This window comes from Roseateles sp. GW821-FHT09B06 (assembly GCF_059418245.1).
This window is the reverse complement of the sequence record NZ_JBWKPM010000006.1, coordinates 116161-133492: the sequence shown is the minus strand read 5'-3', so window position 1 is coordinate 133492 and position 17332 is coordinate 116161. Positions and strand designations below refer to the sequence as shown.

Sequence of the window (17332 nt, the reverse complement as noted above, 5' to 3'; positions counted from 1 at the left end):
AAACACGCGCCCGGGCGCGCTGAACTAGTATCGCGGGTGCAAACGGAGAGCGCCATGAAGCAATTGGACTGCGATGTCGCCATCATCGGCGCGGGCACGGCCGGCATGTCGGCCTATCGCGCCGCGCTGCAGCACACGCCGCGCGTGCTGCTGATCGAGGGCGCTCATTACGGCACGACCTGCGCACGCGTCGGCTGCATGCCCAGCAAGCTGCTGATCGCGGCCGCCGAGGCGGCGCATGCGGTCGGCGCGGCCGGCGCCTTCGGCGTGCGCGCCAAGCTGGAGGCGGTCGACGGCCGCGCGGTGATGCAGCGGGTGCGCGGCGAGCGCGACCGCTTCGTCGGCTTCGTCACCGAGTCGGTGGACGGCTGGCCGGCCGAGCACAAGCTCTGGGGCATGGCGCGCTTTCTCGCGCCGGGCCTGCTGCAGGTGGACGAACATACCCAGGTGCGGGCCCAGCGCGTCGTGATCGCGACCGGCTCGCATCCGGTCGTGCCCAAGGGCTGGCGCGAGGCGCTGGGCGACCGGCTGATCGTCAACGACGATGTGTTCGCCTGGCAGGACCTGCCGCGTTCGGTGGCCGTGATCGGCACCGGCGTGATCGGCCTGGAGCTGGCCCAGGCCCTGCACCGGCTGGGCGTGCGGGTGCGCCTGCTGGGCCGCAGCCGCAGGGTCGGGCCGCTGACGGACCCGGCGCTGCAGGCGCTGGCGGCCGAACTGATGGCGGGCGAGCTGCCGCTGACGCTCGGTGCCCACGACATCCAGCTGGAGCGCGAGGACGGCGATGGTGGCGAGAGCGGCGGGGTGCGGCTGCGCTGCGAATGCCCGCAGGGCGGGCCGATCGACGAACGTTATGACTATGTGCTGGCCGCGATGGGCCGCGGCCCCAATGTGGCGGGCCTGGCGCTGGAGCTGGCCGGCCTGCCGCTGGGACCGGGCGGCGTGCCCAAGGCCGACCGCCGCACCGGCCAGATCGGCGCCAGCGGCGTCTTCATCGCCGGCGACGTGCTGGACGAGCGCCAGCTGCTGCACGAGGCGGCCGACGAGGGCCGCATCGCCGGCGACAACGCCGGGCGCTTCCCCGATGTGCGCGTGCGTCCGCGCCGCGCGCCGCTCTCCATCGTCTTCAGCGAGCCGCAGATCATGCTGGCCGGCGCCAGCCATGCCGAGCTGCGGGAGTCCGGCGCGGCCTTCGAGATCGGCGAGGTGTCCTTCGCCGACCAGGGGCGCAGCCGCGTGATGCTGAAGAATCGCGGCGCCCTGCATGTCTATGGCGAGCGCGAGACCGGCCGCTTCCTCGGCGCCGAGATGATCGGCCCGGCGGCCGAGCATCTGGGCCACCTGCTGGCCTGGTGCGCGCAGCGCGGCGACACGGTGCAGCAGATGCTGGACAGCCCCTTCTACCACCCGGTCGTCGAGGAAGGGCTGCGCACCGCGCTGCGCCAGCTGCAGCGCCAGCTGCGCATGGGGCCGGTGCCGGTCGAACGCTGCCTGGACTGCGGCCCGGGGGGCTGAGGACCTCAGTTGCCGTTGCGCGGGTCACCCAGGTAGGCGCGCAGCCACTGGTGCATCTCCCATTGCACCTGGCCCACCGACTCGCGCGCGGTGTAGCCATGGCCCTCGTGCGGCAGCAGCACATAGCGCACCGTGCCGCCCAGGCCGGCCAGCGCCTGGTAGAGGCGCTCGCTCTGCATCGGATAGGTGCCGGAGTTGCCGTCGGCCTCGCCGTGGATCAGCAGCAGCGGCTCCTTGATGCGGTCGGCGAACAGGAAGGGCGAGACCTTCAGATAGGTTTCGCGCGCGTCCCATAGCGAGCGGCGTTCGCTCTGGAAGCCGAAGGGCGTCATGGTGCGGTTGTAGGCGCCGCTGCGCGCGATGCCGGCCTTGAACAGGCGGGTATGGGCCAGCAGATTGACCGCCATGAAGGCGCCGTAGCTGTGGCCGCCGATCGCCAGGCGCCGGGGGTCGACCACGCCCAGCTCCTCGGCCTTGTCGATGATGGCGCGCGCGTTCATCGTGATCTGCTCGACGAAGCCGTCGTTCATGCTGCGCTGGTCGCCCACCACGGGCATGGTGGCGTCGTTCAGCACCACGAAGCCGTCCAGCGCCAGCAGCTGCGGGCTGATGCCCGGGAAGCTCGGGAAGCGGCTGGGCGCGCCGCTCAGCTGGCCGGCCACCTGCGCGTCGTTGAACTCCAGCGGGTAGGCCCAGACCAGGCCCGGCCGGCGCTCGCCCTCCTTGTAGTCGGGCGGCAGGTAGAGCCAGAAGGACAGCTCCACGCCGTCCGCGCGCTTGAAGCTGACCAGCTCGCGCCTGACCTTGCGCAGCTGCGGGCTGGGGTCCTTGATGCGGGTCAGGGCCTGCAAGGTCGCCGTCCCGTTGTTGCCGTCGCGCAGATAGAGATTGGGCGGCTCCACCGGGCTCTCGCGCTGCAGCAGCAGGCGACGCTCGTCCAGCAGCGCGACCGGCAGCTCGTAGGCCGCCTCGCCGGACTGGAACAGGCGCTGCACGCTCAGGTCCCGGATCGACAGCTTGTCCAGGAAGGGGCGTTCGCCGCGCGGGCCGGCGCCCTGGCCGATCAGGAAGATCTCGCCGTCGCGCGTGCTCTGGATCACGCTCTGGCCATTGGGCAGGGTGCGCATCAGCGGCGCGCCCGGATGGCGGTAGCGTTCGCGCACCGAATGCTCGAACAGCGGTTTGCTCTGGCTGCCGCGCAGCGGCAGCAGATAGGTGCGCGTCCAGGCGCGCACGCGGTCGGTCTCGGTCAAGAGCGCATGCTGGCCGTCGTCCAGGAAGCGCAGCCGCGTGAAGCGGTGCGGCATGCGCTGCACCTCCAGCGGCTCGCCGGTGAACGGCGGGTCCAGGCGCATCACGCGGTCGCGGAAGGCGACGCGTGCATTCGGGTTGCCGCCGTCCAGCGCCTCGACCCAGTAGACCGCCGCGTCCCGGGTCGGCGAGGCATAGAAGACGCGCGGGCCGGGCAGCGCGCCGTCGATCGCGACGCCCGCCTTCAGCGGCAGCTTGGCCAGCTCGCGCAGGACCCTGCCGTCGCGCTGGCGCACCTCGGCGACCAGCGGGAAATCGTCCCAGGTCAGGTGATAGCTGAAGGGGCGCACGACGCGCTCGGTCAGCAGGTACTGGCCCTCGCCGACGCTGCTGATCGACGAGAACAGCGCCGGCTCGCCGAGGTCGCGCGACTGCGCGCTGGCCAGGTCCACCAGGGTCAGCTGCGCGCGCGCGTGGTATTCGAACAGGGCCTCGTCATGCGGCGACTTCAGCAGGTCGGGATAGGTGCGCTCCGGCGAGGCCCGGCCCAGGCTCTCCTGCACTACCGGGCTGGTGCTGGGGCGCGGCGGCGCGCCGCGCCGCTTCGGGATGGTCAGCAGCACCAGCTCGCGCGGGTTCAGCCAGGCCTGCTCGCCCTGGGCCAGCGCATTGTTCAGGCGCACGAAGGGCACCTGGCGCAGGCTGCCGCTGGCGGTGTCGCCGACCCACAGCTCGTTGGCCACGTCGCTGCGGCGCTCCAGCAGGAAGCGCTGGCCGTCCGGTGCCCAGGCGAAGCTGTGGAAGCCGCCGCCGGGCAGGTCGACCAGGCGTTCGGGCGCCTCGGGGTTGAACAGGCTGCGCAGGCGCAGGCGCTGCACGGTGGCCAGCGGCTGCGGCGTGGTGCTGGCGGCGTCGAAGCGCAGGCCGGCCAGGCGCAGCGCCGGGCGCGCCAGCTCGGCCAGGCTGTTGAAGCGCTTCAGCTCCAGCAGGGCCAGGGTCTGGCGGTCCGGCGCCACCAGCAGGCGCGGCAGCGGCTGCGCGTCCAGCACCTCGCGCATCGCCGCCGACGGCTGCTGATAGCCCTGGGCCGCGGGCTGGGCGGCGCTCGGCCCGAAGGCCAGCAGGGCGAGGATCAGCGTCAGGACGGGGCGGAGCATGAAGGCGGCAGGGAGGCGGGACCCGCAACCATATCAGGCCGGCGCGCCGGCGCCGAGCAGCCAGGCCAGCAGGCTGAACGTGATGAAGGCCAGCACGGTGGAAGCCATGATGATGCGCGCCACCCGCCCGTTGTCGGCGCCGTAGCGTTCGGCCAGCAGCGAGACATTGCTGGCGCTGGGCAGGGCCGCCGCCAGGGTCAGCACCCCGAGCTGGAAGGCGCTCGGGCCGGCGCCCAGGGCCTGCGCCAGCGCGCCCAGGCCGAACACCAGGGCGGGGTGCACGAGCAGCTTGATGGCCGCCACCGGCAGGTACAGCGCCGGCGGCGTGCGCGTGTGGGCATGCAGGCCGGCGCGCCACAGCACGGCGCCGATCGTGAACAGCGCCACCGGCGTGGCCGCATCGGCCAGCATCTTGATCACCGCGTCCAGCGGACCCGGCGGGCGCAGCCCGGTGCCGGACGCCAGCGCGCCCAGCGCGATGGCCCAGGGCAGCGGGTTCGACAACGCGCCGCGCAGCGCCAGCAGCGCCGCGCTGCGGGCATCGCCGCCGCCGGTCGAGCCGGTGGCGTCATGCGCGCGCGCCAGCGCGATGCACAGCGAGCTGGTGATGAAGAGGTCGGCCAGGATGGTGCAGATCACCGGCCCCGCCGCGGCCGGCCCCAGCAGGGCCACCAGCAGGGGCACGCCCATGAAGCCGGTGTTGGGGAAGGCCGCGACCAGGGCGCCGAAGGCCGCGTCCTTCAGGTCCACCCGGGCCGAGCGCGTGAGCCGCACCGTCAGCAGCACGATCAGCAGCGCCGCCGCCACATAGACGCCCAGCACCGCCGGATTCAGCAGCTCCAGCACCGGCGTGTTCATGCCGAAACGGAACAGCATGCAGGGCAGGGCGAAGAACAGCACGAAGCCGTTCAGGCCGGGGATCGCGCTCTCGGCCAGCACGCGCTGGCGCGCCGCCAGATAGCCGCACAGCACCAGGGCGAAGAAAGGCAGGGTGACGGCCAGGATCGCTTGCATGGGGGCGGAGTATCGCAAGCCGGGCACCGCCCGCGGCCGCGTGCAAAGTCGACGCCAAGCGTGAGCGAATGCGCGGCCCACCCCGCTTTGAGGGGGGCGGCCGGGCGCCGGCCGGCCGGGCTTGCGCCTAGGATGCGCCGCAAAGCCTCCCCGCCATGCCTGCCGCCCGTTTTTCCGCCTCCTTTCCCGCGCCCGTCAAGGTTGCCGCCGCCACCGCCTTGCCGCCCCCTCTGCAGGCCGGCGACCGACTGGGCGTCTGGCGCATCGCGCAGGCCCTGCATGGCTGCGACACCGGACGCTGGTACCGCGCCGAGCATGCGCTGGCGGCCGACGAGCCGGCCGCCATGCTGGTCTATCCGCAGGGCGCGGATGCGCAGGCCGTGCTGCTGCGCTTTGCCGAACAGGCCGGTCTGCAGGGCGGCTTCCACCATGCCGTGATCGCCGCGCCGCTGGACAGCGGCCTCACGCCCGGCGGCCTGCCCTATCTGGTGCTGCCCTGGCCGGCCGAGGGTCAGCCGCTGCTGGTGGCGGCGGCGGCGCTGCCCCTGCGCCAGCGGCTGCGGCTGTTGCTGCAGCTCTGCGACGCCCTGCAGCAGGCCCATGAGGAAGGGCTGCTGCTGCGCGAGCTGGATCCCGGCCTGCTGTGGCTGGCCGCCGGATCGAAGCTGCGCCTGATGGGCCTGGGCCTGGCCGAGCTGGCGCCCGAGCCGGGCACGCCGACGCCGGTCTTCAGCCTGGCCGCGCTGCCCTTCGTGGCGCCCGAGCTGCGCGACGGCGGCCAGCCCAGCCTGGCCAGCGAGGCCTATGCGCTGGGCATGCTGGCCTGCTGGCTGATCAACGGCCGTGCGCCGCGCGCCGATGCCAATGGCGTGCGCCGTCCCTCGGCCAGCAGCTTGGTCGGCCTGAGCACGGCCGAGCGCTTCAGCCTGGAGGCCCTGCTGCTGAAGGCCATGGCCGAGCTGCCCGCGCAGCGCCACCCCTCGGCGCGCGAGTTGGGCGAGGACCTGCACGCCTGGCTGGAGGGCCGCAATCACTCGGCCCTGAGCCTGGCGCCGATGCCCAGCCCGACGCCGGCGCCCGCGTCGCCCGAGTCCCGCGGTGGCCCGGCGCCGCCCGCGCCGCGCCGCAAACGCTGGCACCGTCTGCTCGCGATCGGCGGGCTGGCCCTGCTGGCCGTGGGCGGCTGGGCCGGCCATCTGGTTTTTCAGCGCCAGATCACGGCGCTGCCGGTGAGCGGCGCGCCGCCCGTCAGCGGGGCGCCGCAGCGCTAGGGCTAACGGACGACGGTCAGGCCTGCTGCGGCCCCGGCCGTCCGGCCTCGACGACGAAGCGTGCGCCGGCGCGCACCGCGCTGAGCGCGTTCCAGGGTTCGACCACGCCGCGCAGCTCGGCCTCCAGCCGACCCGCCTGCAGCTCGAAGCGCATATAGCCGCGCTCGTCGCTGCGGCCATAGAGCAGATGCGGGTTGTCGGCCAGCATGCGCTCGACGCGCGCCTGTGCCAGGCCATTGCTGCTGATCGAGGTGCCGCAGAACTCGCTGGCCAGCAGGGGCGCATCCGGCGCCGCGCGCAGCTCGGCCACATAGTTGGCATGCACGTCGCCGCCCAGCACCACGGCATTGCGCACCCGGCGCGCCGCCAGGTCGCGCAGCAGGCGCTCGCGTGCGGCCGGATAGCCGTCCCAGCCGTCGGTCCAATGCTGGCCCTCGGGCGCGGGCCAGTTCAGCGGCGCCATCAGGGTCTGCTGGGCCAGCAGGTTCCAGGGCCGCTCGGCGTCCCAGCTGTCGGCCAGCCAGCGCTCCTGCGCCGTTCCGAGCAGGCTGCGCGCCGGCTCCAGCAGGGCCGGGCAGTCGCGCAGCGCCACCGTGTTGGAACCGCCCTTGCCGGGTTTGGGGCAGGCCTGCGGCGTGCGCCAGGAGCGGTCGTCCAGGGTGATCAGGCGGGCCAGGCGGCCCCAGTCGTAATGCCGGGTCAGCACCATCTCGGCGCCGCGCGGGCGCATCGATTTCGGGAAGGGCTGGTGCTCCCAGTAGGCCTTGGCGGCGGCGCTGCGCCGCAGTCGGAAGTCCTGTTCCAGATGCTGGGAGACGTCGCCGGCCCAGTCGTTCTCGGTCTCGTGGTCATCCCAGGTCAGGATCCAGGGCGCGGCCGCGTGCATGGCCTGCAGCTGCGGGTCGGACTTGTACTGCGCATAACGGCGCCGGTAGTCGTCCAGCGTGCGGCACAGCCCGCCCTCGTGCTGGCGCGGCGCCTGGCTGGCCGGGGCGCTGGCGCTCTCGTAGATGTAGTCGCCCAGGAACAGCACCAGGTCCAGGTCCTGGCGCGCCATGTCGCCCCAGGCGGCGTACTCGCCATGGTCCCAGCGCTGGCAGGAGGCGATCGCGAAACGCAGGCGCTGCGGCGCGGCATCGGCGGCCGGGGCGGTGCGGGTGCGGCCGGTGACGCTCCGCTGCCCCTGCGCGCTGAAGCGGTACCAGTACCAGCGATCGGGCTTCAGGCCCTGCGGCTCGGCATGCACGCAATGGGCATCGGCGCCGACCGCGCGTTCGCTGCCGCTGGCGGCCACGGTCTTGAAGCCCTCGTCCTCGGCCAGTTCCCAATGCACCGTCACCTCGGGCGGCAGCTCGGCGCCGAGCAGGCGGGTCCAGAGCACCAGGCGCTCGGGGCGCGGGCTGCCGGAGGCGACGCCCAGGGCGAACAGCGGGGCGCTGCCGGCCTCGGCGTGGCGCAGCAGCAGGGCCGGCGCGATGCCGGCGGCGAGGGCGGCCTGCAGCAGGCCGCGGCGGGAGGTCAATGCGTGCATGCGCACAGCCTAGTCGGGAATCTTGACGTTCCAGCGACGCGACAGCTCGCGCAGCTCGCCGTGCGTGCGCATCTCGCTCATCGCCTGGTCCAGCGCGTCGCGCAGCGCCAGCCCGCGGGCGTCGCGCGGGAAGGCGAAATGGCCGCGCAGCTGGCCGATCGGCGGGCCGCTGATCTGCAGCAACTGCTCCAGGCCCAGTTGCTGCAGCACCGGCTCGGTGTTGCGCTGGTTGCTGGCCAGCAGGTCGATGCGGCCCAGGCGCAGCATCTGCAGCCCCGAGATCACGTCGCGCGCGGTGCTCAGCCGCAGCATGCCGCGGGCCTGCTCGAAGCCGTCGCCGTAGGCCCAGCCCTGCACCTGGCCGATCGGATGCTCGGCCAGGCGGGCATAGTCGCCCTGCCACAGCTGGGCCTGCTCGCGGCGCACGTAGAACACCAGGGCGTCCTCGTAGAAGGCCTGCGGCGAGAAGGTGAAGCGCTGTTCGCGCTCGGGCGTGCGGTAGGGGCCGACCAGGATGTCGGCCTGGCCGCGCTCCACCATCAGCTGCGCGCGAGGCCAGGGGTAGAGCTCGTAGCGCAGGCTGTGGCCCATGCGCTGCGCCGCCCGGTTCAGCAGCTCGACGCCCAGGCCGGTGGGTTGCTGCCGGCCGCCCTCGGCGCCCTCGACGCTCTCGTAGATGCGCGGGAACTGGGTGCCGACCACCAGCAGCTCGCGCGCCTGCGCAAGGCCGGCGGCAAGCCACAGCAGAGCGCCGGCCAGCAGCCAGGCGCTGCGGCCGCGGCGGGGCGTACCCTGTTCCCGTTCCATCCCCCGCAATGTAGCGTGCCGGACCGGTGGTTTCGGGCGCCGGCTTGGCTATCATGCGCCGACCGCCCGGCCTTGCTGCATGCCGCTCACCCGTCCTCATCACCCCAAAGCCTGGCTGGCCCTGCTGCTGGCCCTGGGCAGCGCATCGGCCGGTCTCTTCCTGGCCTGGCACTACCCGCTGGCCTGGCCGCTGGCGCTGTTCTTGTGGCTCGCGCTGGCGGGCCTGGCCTTTGCCCGGTGGCAGGTCTTGCCCCTGCTGCTGCCGGCCCTGGTGCCCCTGGTGGGTTTTGCGCCCTGGACCGGCTGGCTCAGCTTCGAGGAACTGGACCTGCTGGTCCTGGCGGTGGCCACCGGCGGCTATCTGGTGCTGGCCCTGGGCGGGCGCGACAGCGAACGCGCACCGGTCTGGCAGCGCTCGCTGGGCTGGTCGGGCCTGACCAAGGTGCTGCTGGCGCTGTTCGCGGCCTCGGTGCTGCTGGCCATCTGGCGCGGCGGGCTGCAGGCCGGCGGCTGGCGCTTCGGCTGGTGGCAGGGTTATCACGAGCCGATGAACAGCCTGCGCCAGGGCAAGAGCCTGTTCCTCGTGCTGCTGCTGCTGCCGCTGTGGCGGGCCGCCGCGGCACGCCAGCCGCTGGCCGCGCCGCGGCGCCTGGCGCTGGCGCTGCAACTGGCGCTGGCCGGGGCCGCGCTGGCCGCGGTGTGGGAGCGGCTGGCCTTCACCGGCCTGCTCAATTTCTCGACCGACTACCGCACGACGGCGCTGTTCTGGGAGACCCATGTGGGCGGTGCGCCGCTCGATGCCTGTCTGGCGCTGACCTTTCCCTTCGCGCTGGCGGGCTTGCTGCAGGAGCAGCGGCCGCGCCGCTTCGTCGCGCTGCTGGCCTTGCTGCTGCTGGGCGGCTATGCGGCCCTGGCCACCTTCTCGCGCGGCGTCTATCTGGCCCTGCCGCTGGGCGCCGCCCTGTGCCTGGCGCTGTCGGCCTGGCAGCGGCGCGGCCAGGTCGGCATCTGGCACGACGGCGGGGCGTCGGCGCACTGGCCGCGCCGCGCGGTGCTGCTGGCCCTGCTGCTGGGCTTCGGCCTGGCGGCCTGGCCGCTGTTCCTGGGCGGCGGCTACCGCGCGCTGCTGGCGCTGGCGGGCAGCGCGCTGCTGCTGATCGCGATGCCGCCGCTGCGCCTGCAGACGGGGCGCTCGCAGCGCCTGATCGTGCTGCTGATGGCGGCGATGCTGGCGGCGATGGCGGCCGCGCTGTTCTGGGTGCTGTCGCTGCGCATTGCCAAGGCGGCCTATGTGCTGGACGGGCTGGTGGTGCTGGGCGGGCTCGCACTGGCCTGGTGGTGGCGCGCCGGCCTGACCCGCCATCTGCAGGCCTGTGTGCTGGCGGCGGCGGTGTTCCTGAGCCTGGCCTGCGCCGGCGTGGTGGCCGGTCACTGGGGCGGCGAGGGTGCGCTGCTGCGGGCCTGGCCGGCCCTGGCGCTGCTGGCCCTGGCCTGGGGCGGGCTGCAATTGCTGCCCGGCTCGGCCGGCGCCGCGCTGGTGACCCTGTCCTGGCGCGATCGCGGCCTGCTGTGGACCGGTTGCGTGCTGCTCAGCGGCGTGATCGCCACCTTTGCCGGCGGCAGCTATATGGGCGACCGCATGGGCACCGGGCGCCACGACATGGAGCAACGCCTGGCGCATTGGCGCCTGGGGCTGAGTCTGCTGGACGGCCCCGAGGAATGGCTGCTGGGCAAGGGCACGGGCCGCTTCGTCGACAGCTACTACTACGCCGGGCCGGAGGCCGAGCGGGTGGGCGACTACCGGCTGCACGAGGACGCGCGGGCCCCCTACCTGAGCCTGAGCAGCGGCCGCCATATGCTGGGCTGGGGCGAGATCTTCCGCGTCAGCCAGCGCGTGGACGCGCCGCAGGGCCTGGTGCGGCTGAAGGCGCGGGTGCGCAGCGCCGACGACGTGGGCATTCTGGTGGAGGTCTGCGAGAAGCACCTGATCTACAACAACGTCTGCGTGGCCAACGGCCTTCCGATCAAGGGCCGGCCGGGCCAGTGGCAGGACGCCGAGCTCGAGCTGGGCGCGGCGCCGCCGCTGGGCGGGCGCTGGTGGTCACCGCGGCTGATCACGTTCTCGATCGGGCTCGGCTCGGTGGCCGAGCGGGTGGACATCGCGGCGCTGCAGCTCGGCGACGCCCGCGGCGACGCGCTGCTGGCCAATGGCGACTTCTCGCGGGGCTTCGCACGCTGGTTCTCGTCCAGCGACCGCAACCACATGCCCTGGCACATCAAGAGCCTGCCGCTGCACCTGCTGTTCGAACAGGGCCTGGTCGGCCTGGCGCTGGGCGGCACCCTGCTGGCGGCGGCGTTGTGGCGCTGCACGCTGGGCCATGCGCGCCGGCATCCGCTGGCGCCGGCGGTGGCCGGCGGATTGCTGGGCTTTCTGGTGGTGGGGCTGTTCGACAGCCTGATCGACGCGCCGCGCATCGGCTTCCTGTTCTTCGTGGTGCTGGCCCTGGGCCTGGGGCTGCGGGCGCTGCCCAAGCCCAAGGCCTGAGCTTTTCCTAGCACATGCCGCCGCGGGCGGCTTGGCTATCATGCGCGGCCTTGCCGCTCGAATCCCCATGGCCAACGCGTCCCATTCCCTGAACCCCGCCCAGATGGAGGCCGTCCATCACCTGCACGGCCCCTGCCTGGTGATCGCCGGCGCCGGTTCGGGCAAGACCAGCGTGATCACGCAGAAGCTGGCCCGCCTGCTGCAGTCCGGCTACCAGGCCAAGAACATCGCGGCCATCACCTTCACGAACAAGGCGGCCCAGGAGATGCGCGAGCGCGCCAAGAGCCTGATCGGCCCGCGCGCCGCCAAGGACCTGGTGATCGCCACCTTCCACAGCCTGGGCGTGCGCATCCTGCGCAGCGAGGGCACGCGCGTGGGGCTGAAGGAGCAGTTCTCGATCCTCGACAGCGACGACGTGCTCTCGGTGCTGCGCGACGCCGGCGGCACGGTCGACGCCAAGCAGGCGCAGCGCTGGCAATGGACGATCTCGCTGTGGAAGAACCAGAACCTGACGGCCAGGCAGGCCCTGGCGATCGCCCGGGACGACGACGAGCGCGCCGCCGCGATCGTGATGGAGCGCTATCAGGAGCGCCTGGCCGCCTACCAGGCGGTGGACTTCGACGACCTGATCTCGCTGCCGCTGCGCCTGCTGAGCGATGACGCCGAGGCGCGCGGCAAATGGCAGGACACCCTGCGCTATGTGCTGGTCGACGAGTACCAGGACACCAATGCGGTGCAGTACGAGCTGCTGAAGACGCTGGTCGGCGAGCGCGGCATGTTCACCGCGGTGGGCGACGACGACCAGAGCATCTACGGCTGGCGCGGCGCGACGATCGAGAACCTGAAGCGCCTGCCGGTCGACTATCCGAACCTGAAGGTGATCCCGCTGGAGCAGAACTACCGCTCCACCGGCGCCATTCTGCGCGCGGCCAACAATGTGATCGGCTCCAACCCGAAGATCTTTCCGAAGAAGCTCTGGAGCGAGTTCGGCGACGGCGAGCCGATCAGCCTGATCGAGTCCGACGGCGAGGAGCATGAGGCCGAGCGCGCGGTGGCGCGCATCCAGGCGATCCGCGCCAACGGCGGCACCGTCGGCGGCGGCGGGGACGGCGTGGCCGCGGTGAACTTCAGCGATTTCGCGATCCTCTATCGCGCCAACCACCAGGCCCGCATCTTCGAGCAGGCGCTGCGTCGCGCCCAGATCCCCTACAAGGTGTCGGGCGGCCAGAGCTTCTTCGATCGCGCCGAGATCAAGGACCTGTGTTCCTGGCTGCGCCTGCTGGTCAATCAGGACGACGACCCCGCCTTCCTGCGCGCGATCACGACGCCCAAGCGGGGCATCGGCCACCAGACCCTGGGCGCTTTAAGCCAGTTCGCCGGGCGCTGGAAGACCAGCATGTTCGAGGCCCTGTTTGCCGAGAGCCTGGGCACGGCGCTCTCCGCCAAGGCGATCGGCTCGCTGCACGAATTCGGCCGCTACCTGAACGACCTCGAGTACCGCGCCCGCCATGCGGTGGGGGCCGAGGAGGCCAGGGCGCTGCTGATGGAATGGCTGGCCGACATCGGCTACGAGCAGCATCTGCTGGACAACGAGGAGAACGAGAAGGTCGCGGTGGCGCGCTGGGGCAATGTGCTGGACTTCATCGACTGGATGGCCAAGCGCTGCGGCGGCGAGATCACGCAGGACGGCGGCGGCACCTTCGAGGAGCCTAAGAAGTCGGTGCTCGACGTGGCCCAGACCATCAGCGTGATCCTGTCGCTGGCCGAGCGCGGCGACGAGCAGGACCAGGTGGTGCTGACGACCCTGCATGCCAGCAAGGGCCTGGAATGGCCGCATGTCTTCCTGGCCGGCGTCAACGAGGGACTCTTGCCCTTCAAGGCGGACGACGAGGAGATGACGCCGCAGCGCCTGGAGGAGGAGCGGCGCCTGATGTACGTGGGCATCACGCGGGCGCGCAAGACTTTGGCGGTCTCGACCCTGCGCCGGCGCAAGAAGTCGCGCGAGATGGTGATGGGCATCCCGAGCCGCTTCATCGCCGAGATGAAGCTCGACGAGGGCGGCAGCAAGGAAGACCCGCGCGAGCGGCTCAAGAAGCTGCGCGAGGCACTGGCGGCCAAGGGCGCGGCGACGACGGCGGCGCAGAAGCAGGGCGATTGATTCCGGCGCGCCATCAAGCACCGGCCGTGCCCGATACGGCGGCCTGACAAAGCAAAAGGCCGAAACCCCGGGGTTCCGGCCTTCCCGATCTGCGGGCGTGCCCGTCGAAGTTCAGGCGCCGCGGCGGCGGCGCCTGGCGGTCACCAGCAAGCCAAGGCCGGCGGCGCCGATCAGGGCCAGCGCCGAGGGCTCGGGCACGCCGTTGGCGGGCGTGAAGCTCACATCGGCTGCCAGGGTCAGGCCCAGCGCGGCATTGCCGCCCAGGCTGCTGCCGACCAGCCAGACATGGCCGCTGGTCGGTGCGTCGATGCTGAACGAGACCAGGCCCGAGGACCCCGCATCGCCGAGGTAATGGGCGGCCAGGTTCGCCGGATCGAAGGCGCCGTCATAGGCCGAGAAGAAGCCGTCCGCCGCACCGCTGACCGAGCTCAGCGAGAACACCGAACCCGCGGCCACATCGAACTGCCAGACCTTGAAGTAGGTCGGGTTGTTGCCAAAGGTGCCGGGGAAACTCTTCTGGCTGCCGGCCACGCTGGCGATGCCGTCGCGGAACAGGCGGGTGGCACCGCTGGCTTCGCTGCCGTCCCACAGATGGGACACGCTCACCACGCCGGCGCAGGCAAGACCTGACACCAGCATCAGGGCAGAAGCCAGCAGGGAGCGGAAAGTATTCTTCGAGAGCATCGTGAACCTTTTCTTTGATTAAACCGGGCAATGCTGACGGCAGGACACCCGCTCAAGTCATCGCGAGGCGCAGTCTAGGGCTTGGGCGGCAGTTCGCCGCAGGCTCGCCCCGTATCCGAGGGGATGGGAAGACCCTCGGGCCGGCCACAGTCCGGCGGGCTGCGCATGCACGGCAAGACCCGACCCTTATGGGCAGCGACCCGGCCGTTGTTCCGCGGCAATGAGTCTTCGGTTAGCATCGTCCCCGGTCCGGCGCCATTGCCGGCCACGTCGCTCGGACGGTTCCGGGCGCTTACGTGAGAAAACCAAACATGACTTCTGCCTCCTCCGGCAGCAAGCGCCGCTTCGCGCGCATCGATCGCCTGCCTCCCTACGTCTTCAACATCACGGCCGAGCTCAAGCTGGCCGCCCGCCGGCGCGGGGAGGACATCATCGATATGAGCATGGGCAACCCCGACGGGGCCACGCCGCCGCACATCGTCGCCAAGCTCACCGAGGTCGCGCAGCGGCCCGACACCCATGGCTATTCGGCCAGCAAGGGCATCCCGCGCCTGCGCCGCGCGATCTCGCATTGGTACCAGCGCCGCTACGGCGTCGCGATCGACCCCGACAGCGAGGCCATCGTGACGATCGGCTCCAAGGAGGGCCTGGCGCACCTGATGCTCGCGACCCTGGACCGCGGCGACACGGTGCTGGTGCCCGACCCCAGCTACCCGATCCATATCTACGGCGCGGTGATCGCCGGCGCAGACATACGCGCCATCCCGGTGTCCAGCGAGGTGGACTTCTTCGCCGAGCTGGAGAAGACCATCCGCGGCAGCTATCCGAAACCCAAGATGATGGTGTTCGGCTTCCCGTCGAACCCGACCGCGCAATGCGTGGACCTGGCCTTCTTCGAGAGAGTCGTCGCGCTGGCCAAGAAGCACGACATCCTGGTGGTGCACGACCTGGCCTATGCCGACATCGTGTTCGACGGCTACCAGGCGCCGTCCATCATGCAAGTGCCCGGCGCGAAGGACGTGGCGGTCGAGTTCTTCACCTTGAGCAAGAGCTACAACATGGCCGGCTGGCGCGTCGGCTTCATGGTCGGCAACCCCGACCTGGTCGCCGCGCTGGCGCGCATCAAGAGCTATCACGACTACGGCACCTTCACGCCGCTGCAGGTCGCGGCGATCGCCGCGCTGGAGGGCGAGCAGCAATGCGTGCAGGAGATCGCCGCCAGCTACCAGCGCCGCCGCGATGTGCTCCACAAGGGCCTGACCGAGGCCGGCTGGGCGGTCGACTGCCCGAAGGCCAGCATGTATATCTGGGCCCGCATTCCCGAGCCCTACCGCGAACTCGGCTCGCTGGAATTCGCGCGCCAGCTGCTGGAGAAGGCCAAGGTCTGCGTCTCGCCGGGCATCGGCTTCGGCGACCATGGCGACGGCCATGTGCGCTTTGCGCTGATCGAGAACGAATCGCGCATCCGCCAGGCGGTGCGCGGCATCAAGGCGATGTTCAAGGCCGACGGCCTGATGGGCTGAGGGCAAGCCACTAGGACCGGCGTGGCGCGCCTCTGCCAAGATGCGCCACCATGCGTTTCTCCACCCCCCTGCTCGCCGCGCTGACCCTGCTCAGCGCCGGCCTGGCCATCCTCGGCGGCCTGAGCGCCCAGCCCTGGCTGGTCTATCTCTTCAAGCCGCTGACGACGCTGCTCGTGATCGCCCATGCCTGGCCGCGCGGCCGGGCCATGCCGCGACCGCGCCGCTGGGTGCTGACGGGCCTCGCGTTCTCGCTGGCCGGCGACGTGGCGCTGATGTGGCCGCAGCAGGGCTTTTTCATCGCCGGCCTGCTGTCCTTCCTGTTGGCGCATCTCTGCTATCTCTGGGCTTTTACTCGCGTCGAGCGTTTCTTCACGCCCTGGCCCTGGAGCTTCCTGTTCTACGCGCTGCTGGCCGGCTTCATCCTCGCCCGGCTCTGGCCCGGCGTGCCGGCGGACCTGCGCCCGCCGGTGGTCGCCTATGTGCTGTGCCTGGCCGCGATGGGCGCGCAGGCCGCGGTGCTGGGGCGCCGCCGCGGCGCATGGGGGCTGGCGCTGGGCGGTCTGCTGTTCGTCGTGTCGGATGCGCTGCTGGCCACCAACAAGTTCGCCGGGCCGCTGCCGCTGGCGTCGCTGTGGGTGCTCGTGACCTACTGGGCGGCGCAGTGGTGCATCGCGAGCTGGCTGGCGCCGAAGGCGACGCCGCAGGCGTCACGCGAGGGTTGATGCGCGCAACGCTCTTCTAGACCCGCCCCTTCAGCGCCCTTGCCGCCGCGGCGCGCCACACCGGCGCGGGATCCATCCGGTCCAGCGCGCGACAGGCGGCCACCAGCTTGATTGCGTGGTCGTCATGCTGTGCGATCGCCGCGCTGGCGAGTTGGGCCCAATCATGCCGTGGCGCGGACACCGGCAGCGGGTCGGTTATGGCGCGGCGGGCCGCGGCGGTGCTGGACAACAGCGCCGCGGCCGTGGCCGCCGTGAAAGGGGCCAGGTCTTGCGCATTCAGCCAGGGCAATAGCTGATGCAGCGCCGCACTGGCCGTGACCAGGTGCAGCACGGTGAAATCGGCCGTGTGGGCATAGAGCGCGGCCGCGCAACGGGCCAGGGCGGGCAGTTCGCCGGCGGGCAGGCGACCGGCGAGGGCGCGCCAGTCCTCGCGCCGGCTCCAATCGGTCATGCGCTGGGAGATCAGGCGGCGCTGTGGCATGAGCTCCTGGTCGGGCAAGGCACTCAACGCCGCGAGCCAGTCGGGCAGGCGCAGCGGAGGTGGAAGAGGCGACGAGGCGCGGGCGGGTTCGCCGCATGCCAGCGGCATATGGCGGCTGGCCCAATAGGCCAGCGCGGCGGCCAGTTCGCCTTTATGGCCATGGCGCAGCGCATGGCCCGCGCGAATCAGGCCGTGGAAGGCTGCGCCACCGGCGCCACGCAGCAGCGCGGGCAACTCCCGACGCAGCAGCGCATCGCGGTCCGGCCGCCCGCGCAGCGCTGCACGGTAGTGGGCGAGCCATTGCGGATAGTCCTCGATGCGGCCGAAGCTCGCCGGGCGTTGCGATGCGAAGGCGTCCGGGACCGCGGGCAGGGGGGCGAGGCGCGCGCCATAACGCCGGCGGAACTCGTGCAGCCGCGCGCTGTCGGCACCCAGGTCCTGCAAGGCATCCAGGGCCATTGGCAGGTGCGAGCTGAGCTGATCCTCGTATTCGGGGCCCAGACTGAGCCCTTCATCCAGCAGTTCGTGCAGCGTGGCCAGCGCGGCCGCGCCGGAGTCGTCGGCTTTTGTCATCATCATCATCTTGGCTTCTTCGTGGTGGCGATCGGGCCTCCACGGTAAAAGCTCAAGTTAACTTGATGTCAAGCGCTGCTGCGCCATTGCCTCACATGCC

General features: G+C 71.6%; 12 protein-coding genes. 6 read left to right on the top strand and 6 right to left on the bottom strand.

All coding sequences use genetic code 11. The annotated features are described in order from the left end of the window. Nucleotides 1-54 precede the first annotated feature (54 nt). Complete coding sequence (locus AC07OQ_RS07680; protein ID WP_495052513.1) at nucleotides 55-1515, top strand: dihydrolipoyl dehydrogenase; 1461 nt, start codon at nucleotides 55-57, stop codon at nucleotides 1513-1515. Between the two features lie 5 nt (nucleotides 1516-1520). Here AC07OQ_RS07680 and AC07OQ_RS07675 read toward each other — a convergent pair whose 3' ends face one another. Next, nucleotides 1521-3923 carry an alpha/beta hydrolase family protein gene (locus tag AC07OQ_RS07675; protein ID WP_495052512.1) on the bottom strand — a complete coding sequence of 801 codons (2403 nt, stop codon included), beginning with the start codon at nucleotides 3921-3923 and terminating at the stop codon, nucleotides 1521-1523. A 33-nt stretch (nucleotides 3924-3956) separates the two neighbouring features. Next, on the bottom strand, nucleotides 3957-4937 hold the full coding sequence (locus AC07OQ_RS07670) for an AEC family transporter (RefSeq protein ID WP_495052511.1): 981 nt from the start codon (nucleotides 4935-4937) through the stop codon (nucleotides 3957-3959). 155 nt (nucleotides 4938-5092) lie between these two features. Here AC07OQ_RS07670 and AC07OQ_RS07665 point away from each other — a divergent pair, with 155 nt between their 5' ends. Then, nucleotides 5093-6208 (top strand): serine/threonine-protein kinase, encoded by a 1116-nt coding sequence (locus tag AC07OQ_RS07665; RefSeq protein WP_495052510.1) that lies wholly within the window; start codon nucleotides 5093-5095, stop codon nucleotides 6206-6208. Between the two features lie 16 nt (nucleotides 6209-6224). Here the strand turns inward: AC07OQ_RS07665 and AC07OQ_RS07660 are convergent, their stop codons facing one another. Further along, nucleotides 6225-7739 (bottom strand): alkaline phosphatase D family protein, encoded by a 1515-nt coding sequence (locus AC07OQ_RS07660; protein WP_495052509.1) that lies wholly within the window; start codon nucleotides 7737-7739, stop codon nucleotides 6225-6227. Between the two features lie 9 nt (nucleotides 7740-7748). Then, nucleotides 7749-8546, bottom strand: coding sequence for a substrate-binding periplasmic protein (locus AC07OQ_RS07655; RefSeq protein WP_495052508.1), 798 nt, complete (start codon nucleotides 8544-8546; stop codon nucleotides 7749-7751). 79 nt (nucleotides 8547-8625) lie between these two features. Here AC07OQ_RS07655 and AC07OQ_RS07650 point away from each other — a divergent pair, with 79 nt between their 5' ends. Together AC07OQ_RS07650 and AC07OQ_RS07645 are read left to right on the top strand one after the other, a co-directional pair. After that, nucleotides 8626-11091 carry a hypothetical protein gene (locus tag AC07OQ_RS07650; RefSeq protein ID WP_495052507.1) on the top strand — a complete coding sequence of 822 codons (2466 nt, stop codon included), beginning with the start codon at nucleotides 8626-8628 and terminating at the stop codon, nucleotides 11089-11091. A 67-nt stretch (nucleotides 11092-11158) separates the two neighbouring features. Further along, nucleotides 11159-13249, top strand: coding sequence for an ATP-dependent helicase (locus tag AC07OQ_RS07645; protein ID WP_495052506.1), 2091 nt, complete (start codon nucleotides 11159-11161; stop codon nucleotides 13247-13249). Nucleotides 13250-13360: 111 nt separating this feature from the next. Here AC07OQ_RS07645 and AC07OQ_RS07640 read toward each other — a convergent pair whose 3' ends face one another. Continuing rightward, nucleotides 13361-13933, bottom strand: coding sequence for a PEP-CTERM sorting domain-containing protein (locus AC07OQ_RS07640; protein WP_495052505.1), 573 nt, complete (start codon nucleotides 13931-13933; stop codon nucleotides 13361-13363). A gap of 311 nt (nucleotides 13934-14244) precedes the next feature. Here AC07OQ_RS07640 and alaC point away from each other — a divergent pair, with 311 nt between their 5' ends. Beyond that, nucleotides 14245-15456, top strand: coding sequence for an alanine transaminase (gene alaC / locus AC07OQ_RS07635; protein ID WP_495052504.1), 1212 nt, complete (start codon nucleotides 14245-14247; stop codon nucleotides 15454-15456). Nucleotides 15457-15506: 50 nt separating this feature from the next. Continuing rightward, nucleotides 15507-16178, top strand: coding sequence for a lysoplasmalogenase (locus tag AC07OQ_RS07630; protein ID WP_495052503.1), 672 nt, complete (start codon nucleotides 15507-15509; stop codon nucleotides 16176-16178). Between the two features lie 16 nt (nucleotides 16179-16194). Here the strand turns inward: AC07OQ_RS07630 and AC07OQ_RS07625 are convergent, their stop codons facing one another. Next, a complete protein-coding gene (locus AC07OQ_RS07625) occupies nucleotides 16195-17241 on the bottom strand; it encodes a questin oxidase family protein (RefSeq protein ID WP_495052502.1) in 1047 nt (348 codons plus the stop codon). Between the last annotated feature and the right edge of the window lie 91 nt (nucleotides 17242-17332).

What these genes read in the sequence shown, in the direction of transcription:
- alaC (WP_495052504.1), top strand. Translation starts at nt 14,245, where the DNA reads ATGACTTCTGCCTCCTCCGGCAGCAAGCGCCGCTTCGCGCGCATCGAT.
- AC07OQ_RS07630 (WP_495052503.1), top strand. Translation starts at nt 15,507, where the DNA reads ATGCGTTTCTCCACCCCCCTGCTCGCCGCGCTGACCCTGCTCAGCGCC.
- AC07OQ_RS07640 (WP_495052505.1), bottom strand. Translation starts at nt 13,933, where the DNA reads ATGCTCTCGAAGAATACTTTCCGCTCCCTGCTGGCTTCTGCCCTGATG.
- AC07OQ_RS07650 (WP_495052507.1), top strand. Translation starts at nt 8,626, where the DNA reads ATGCCGCTCACCCGTCCTCATCACCCCAAAGCCTGGCTGGCCCTGCTG.
- AC07OQ_RS07655 (WP_495052508.1), bottom strand. Translation starts at nt 8,546, where the DNA reads ATGGAACGGGAACAGGGTACGCCCCGCCGCGGCCGCAGCGCCTGGCTG.
- AC07OQ_RS07670 (WP_495052511.1), bottom strand. Translation starts at nt 4,937, where the DNA reads ATGCAAGCGATCCTGGCCGTCACCCTGCCTTTCTTCGCCCTGGTGCTG.
- AC07OQ_RS07680 (WP_495052513.1), top strand. Translation starts at nt 55, where the DNA reads ATGAAGCAATTGGACTGCGATGTCGCCATCATCGGCGCGGGCACGGCC.
- AC07OQ_RS07645 (WP_495052506.1), top strand. Translation starts at nt 11,159, where the DNA reads ATGGCCAACGCGTCCCATTCCCTGAACCCCGCCCAGATGGAGGCCGTC.
- AC07OQ_RS07675 (WP_495052512.1), bottom strand. Translation starts at nt 3,923, where the DNA reads ATGCTCCGCCCCGTCCTGACGCTGATCCTCGCCCTGCTGGCCTTCGGG.
- AC07OQ_RS07625 (WP_495052502.1), bottom strand. Translation starts at nt 17,241, where the DNA reads ATGATGATGATGACAAAAGCCGACGACTCCGGCGCGGCCGCGCTGGCC.
- AC07OQ_RS07665 (WP_495052510.1), top strand. Translation starts at nt 5,093, where the DNA reads ATGCCTGCCGCCCGTTTTTCCGCCTCCTTTCCCGCGCCCGTCAAGGTT.
- AC07OQ_RS07660 (WP_495052509.1), bottom strand. Translation starts at nt 7,739, where the DNA reads ATGCACGCATTGACCTCCCGCCGCGGCCTGCTGCAGGCCGCCCTCGCC.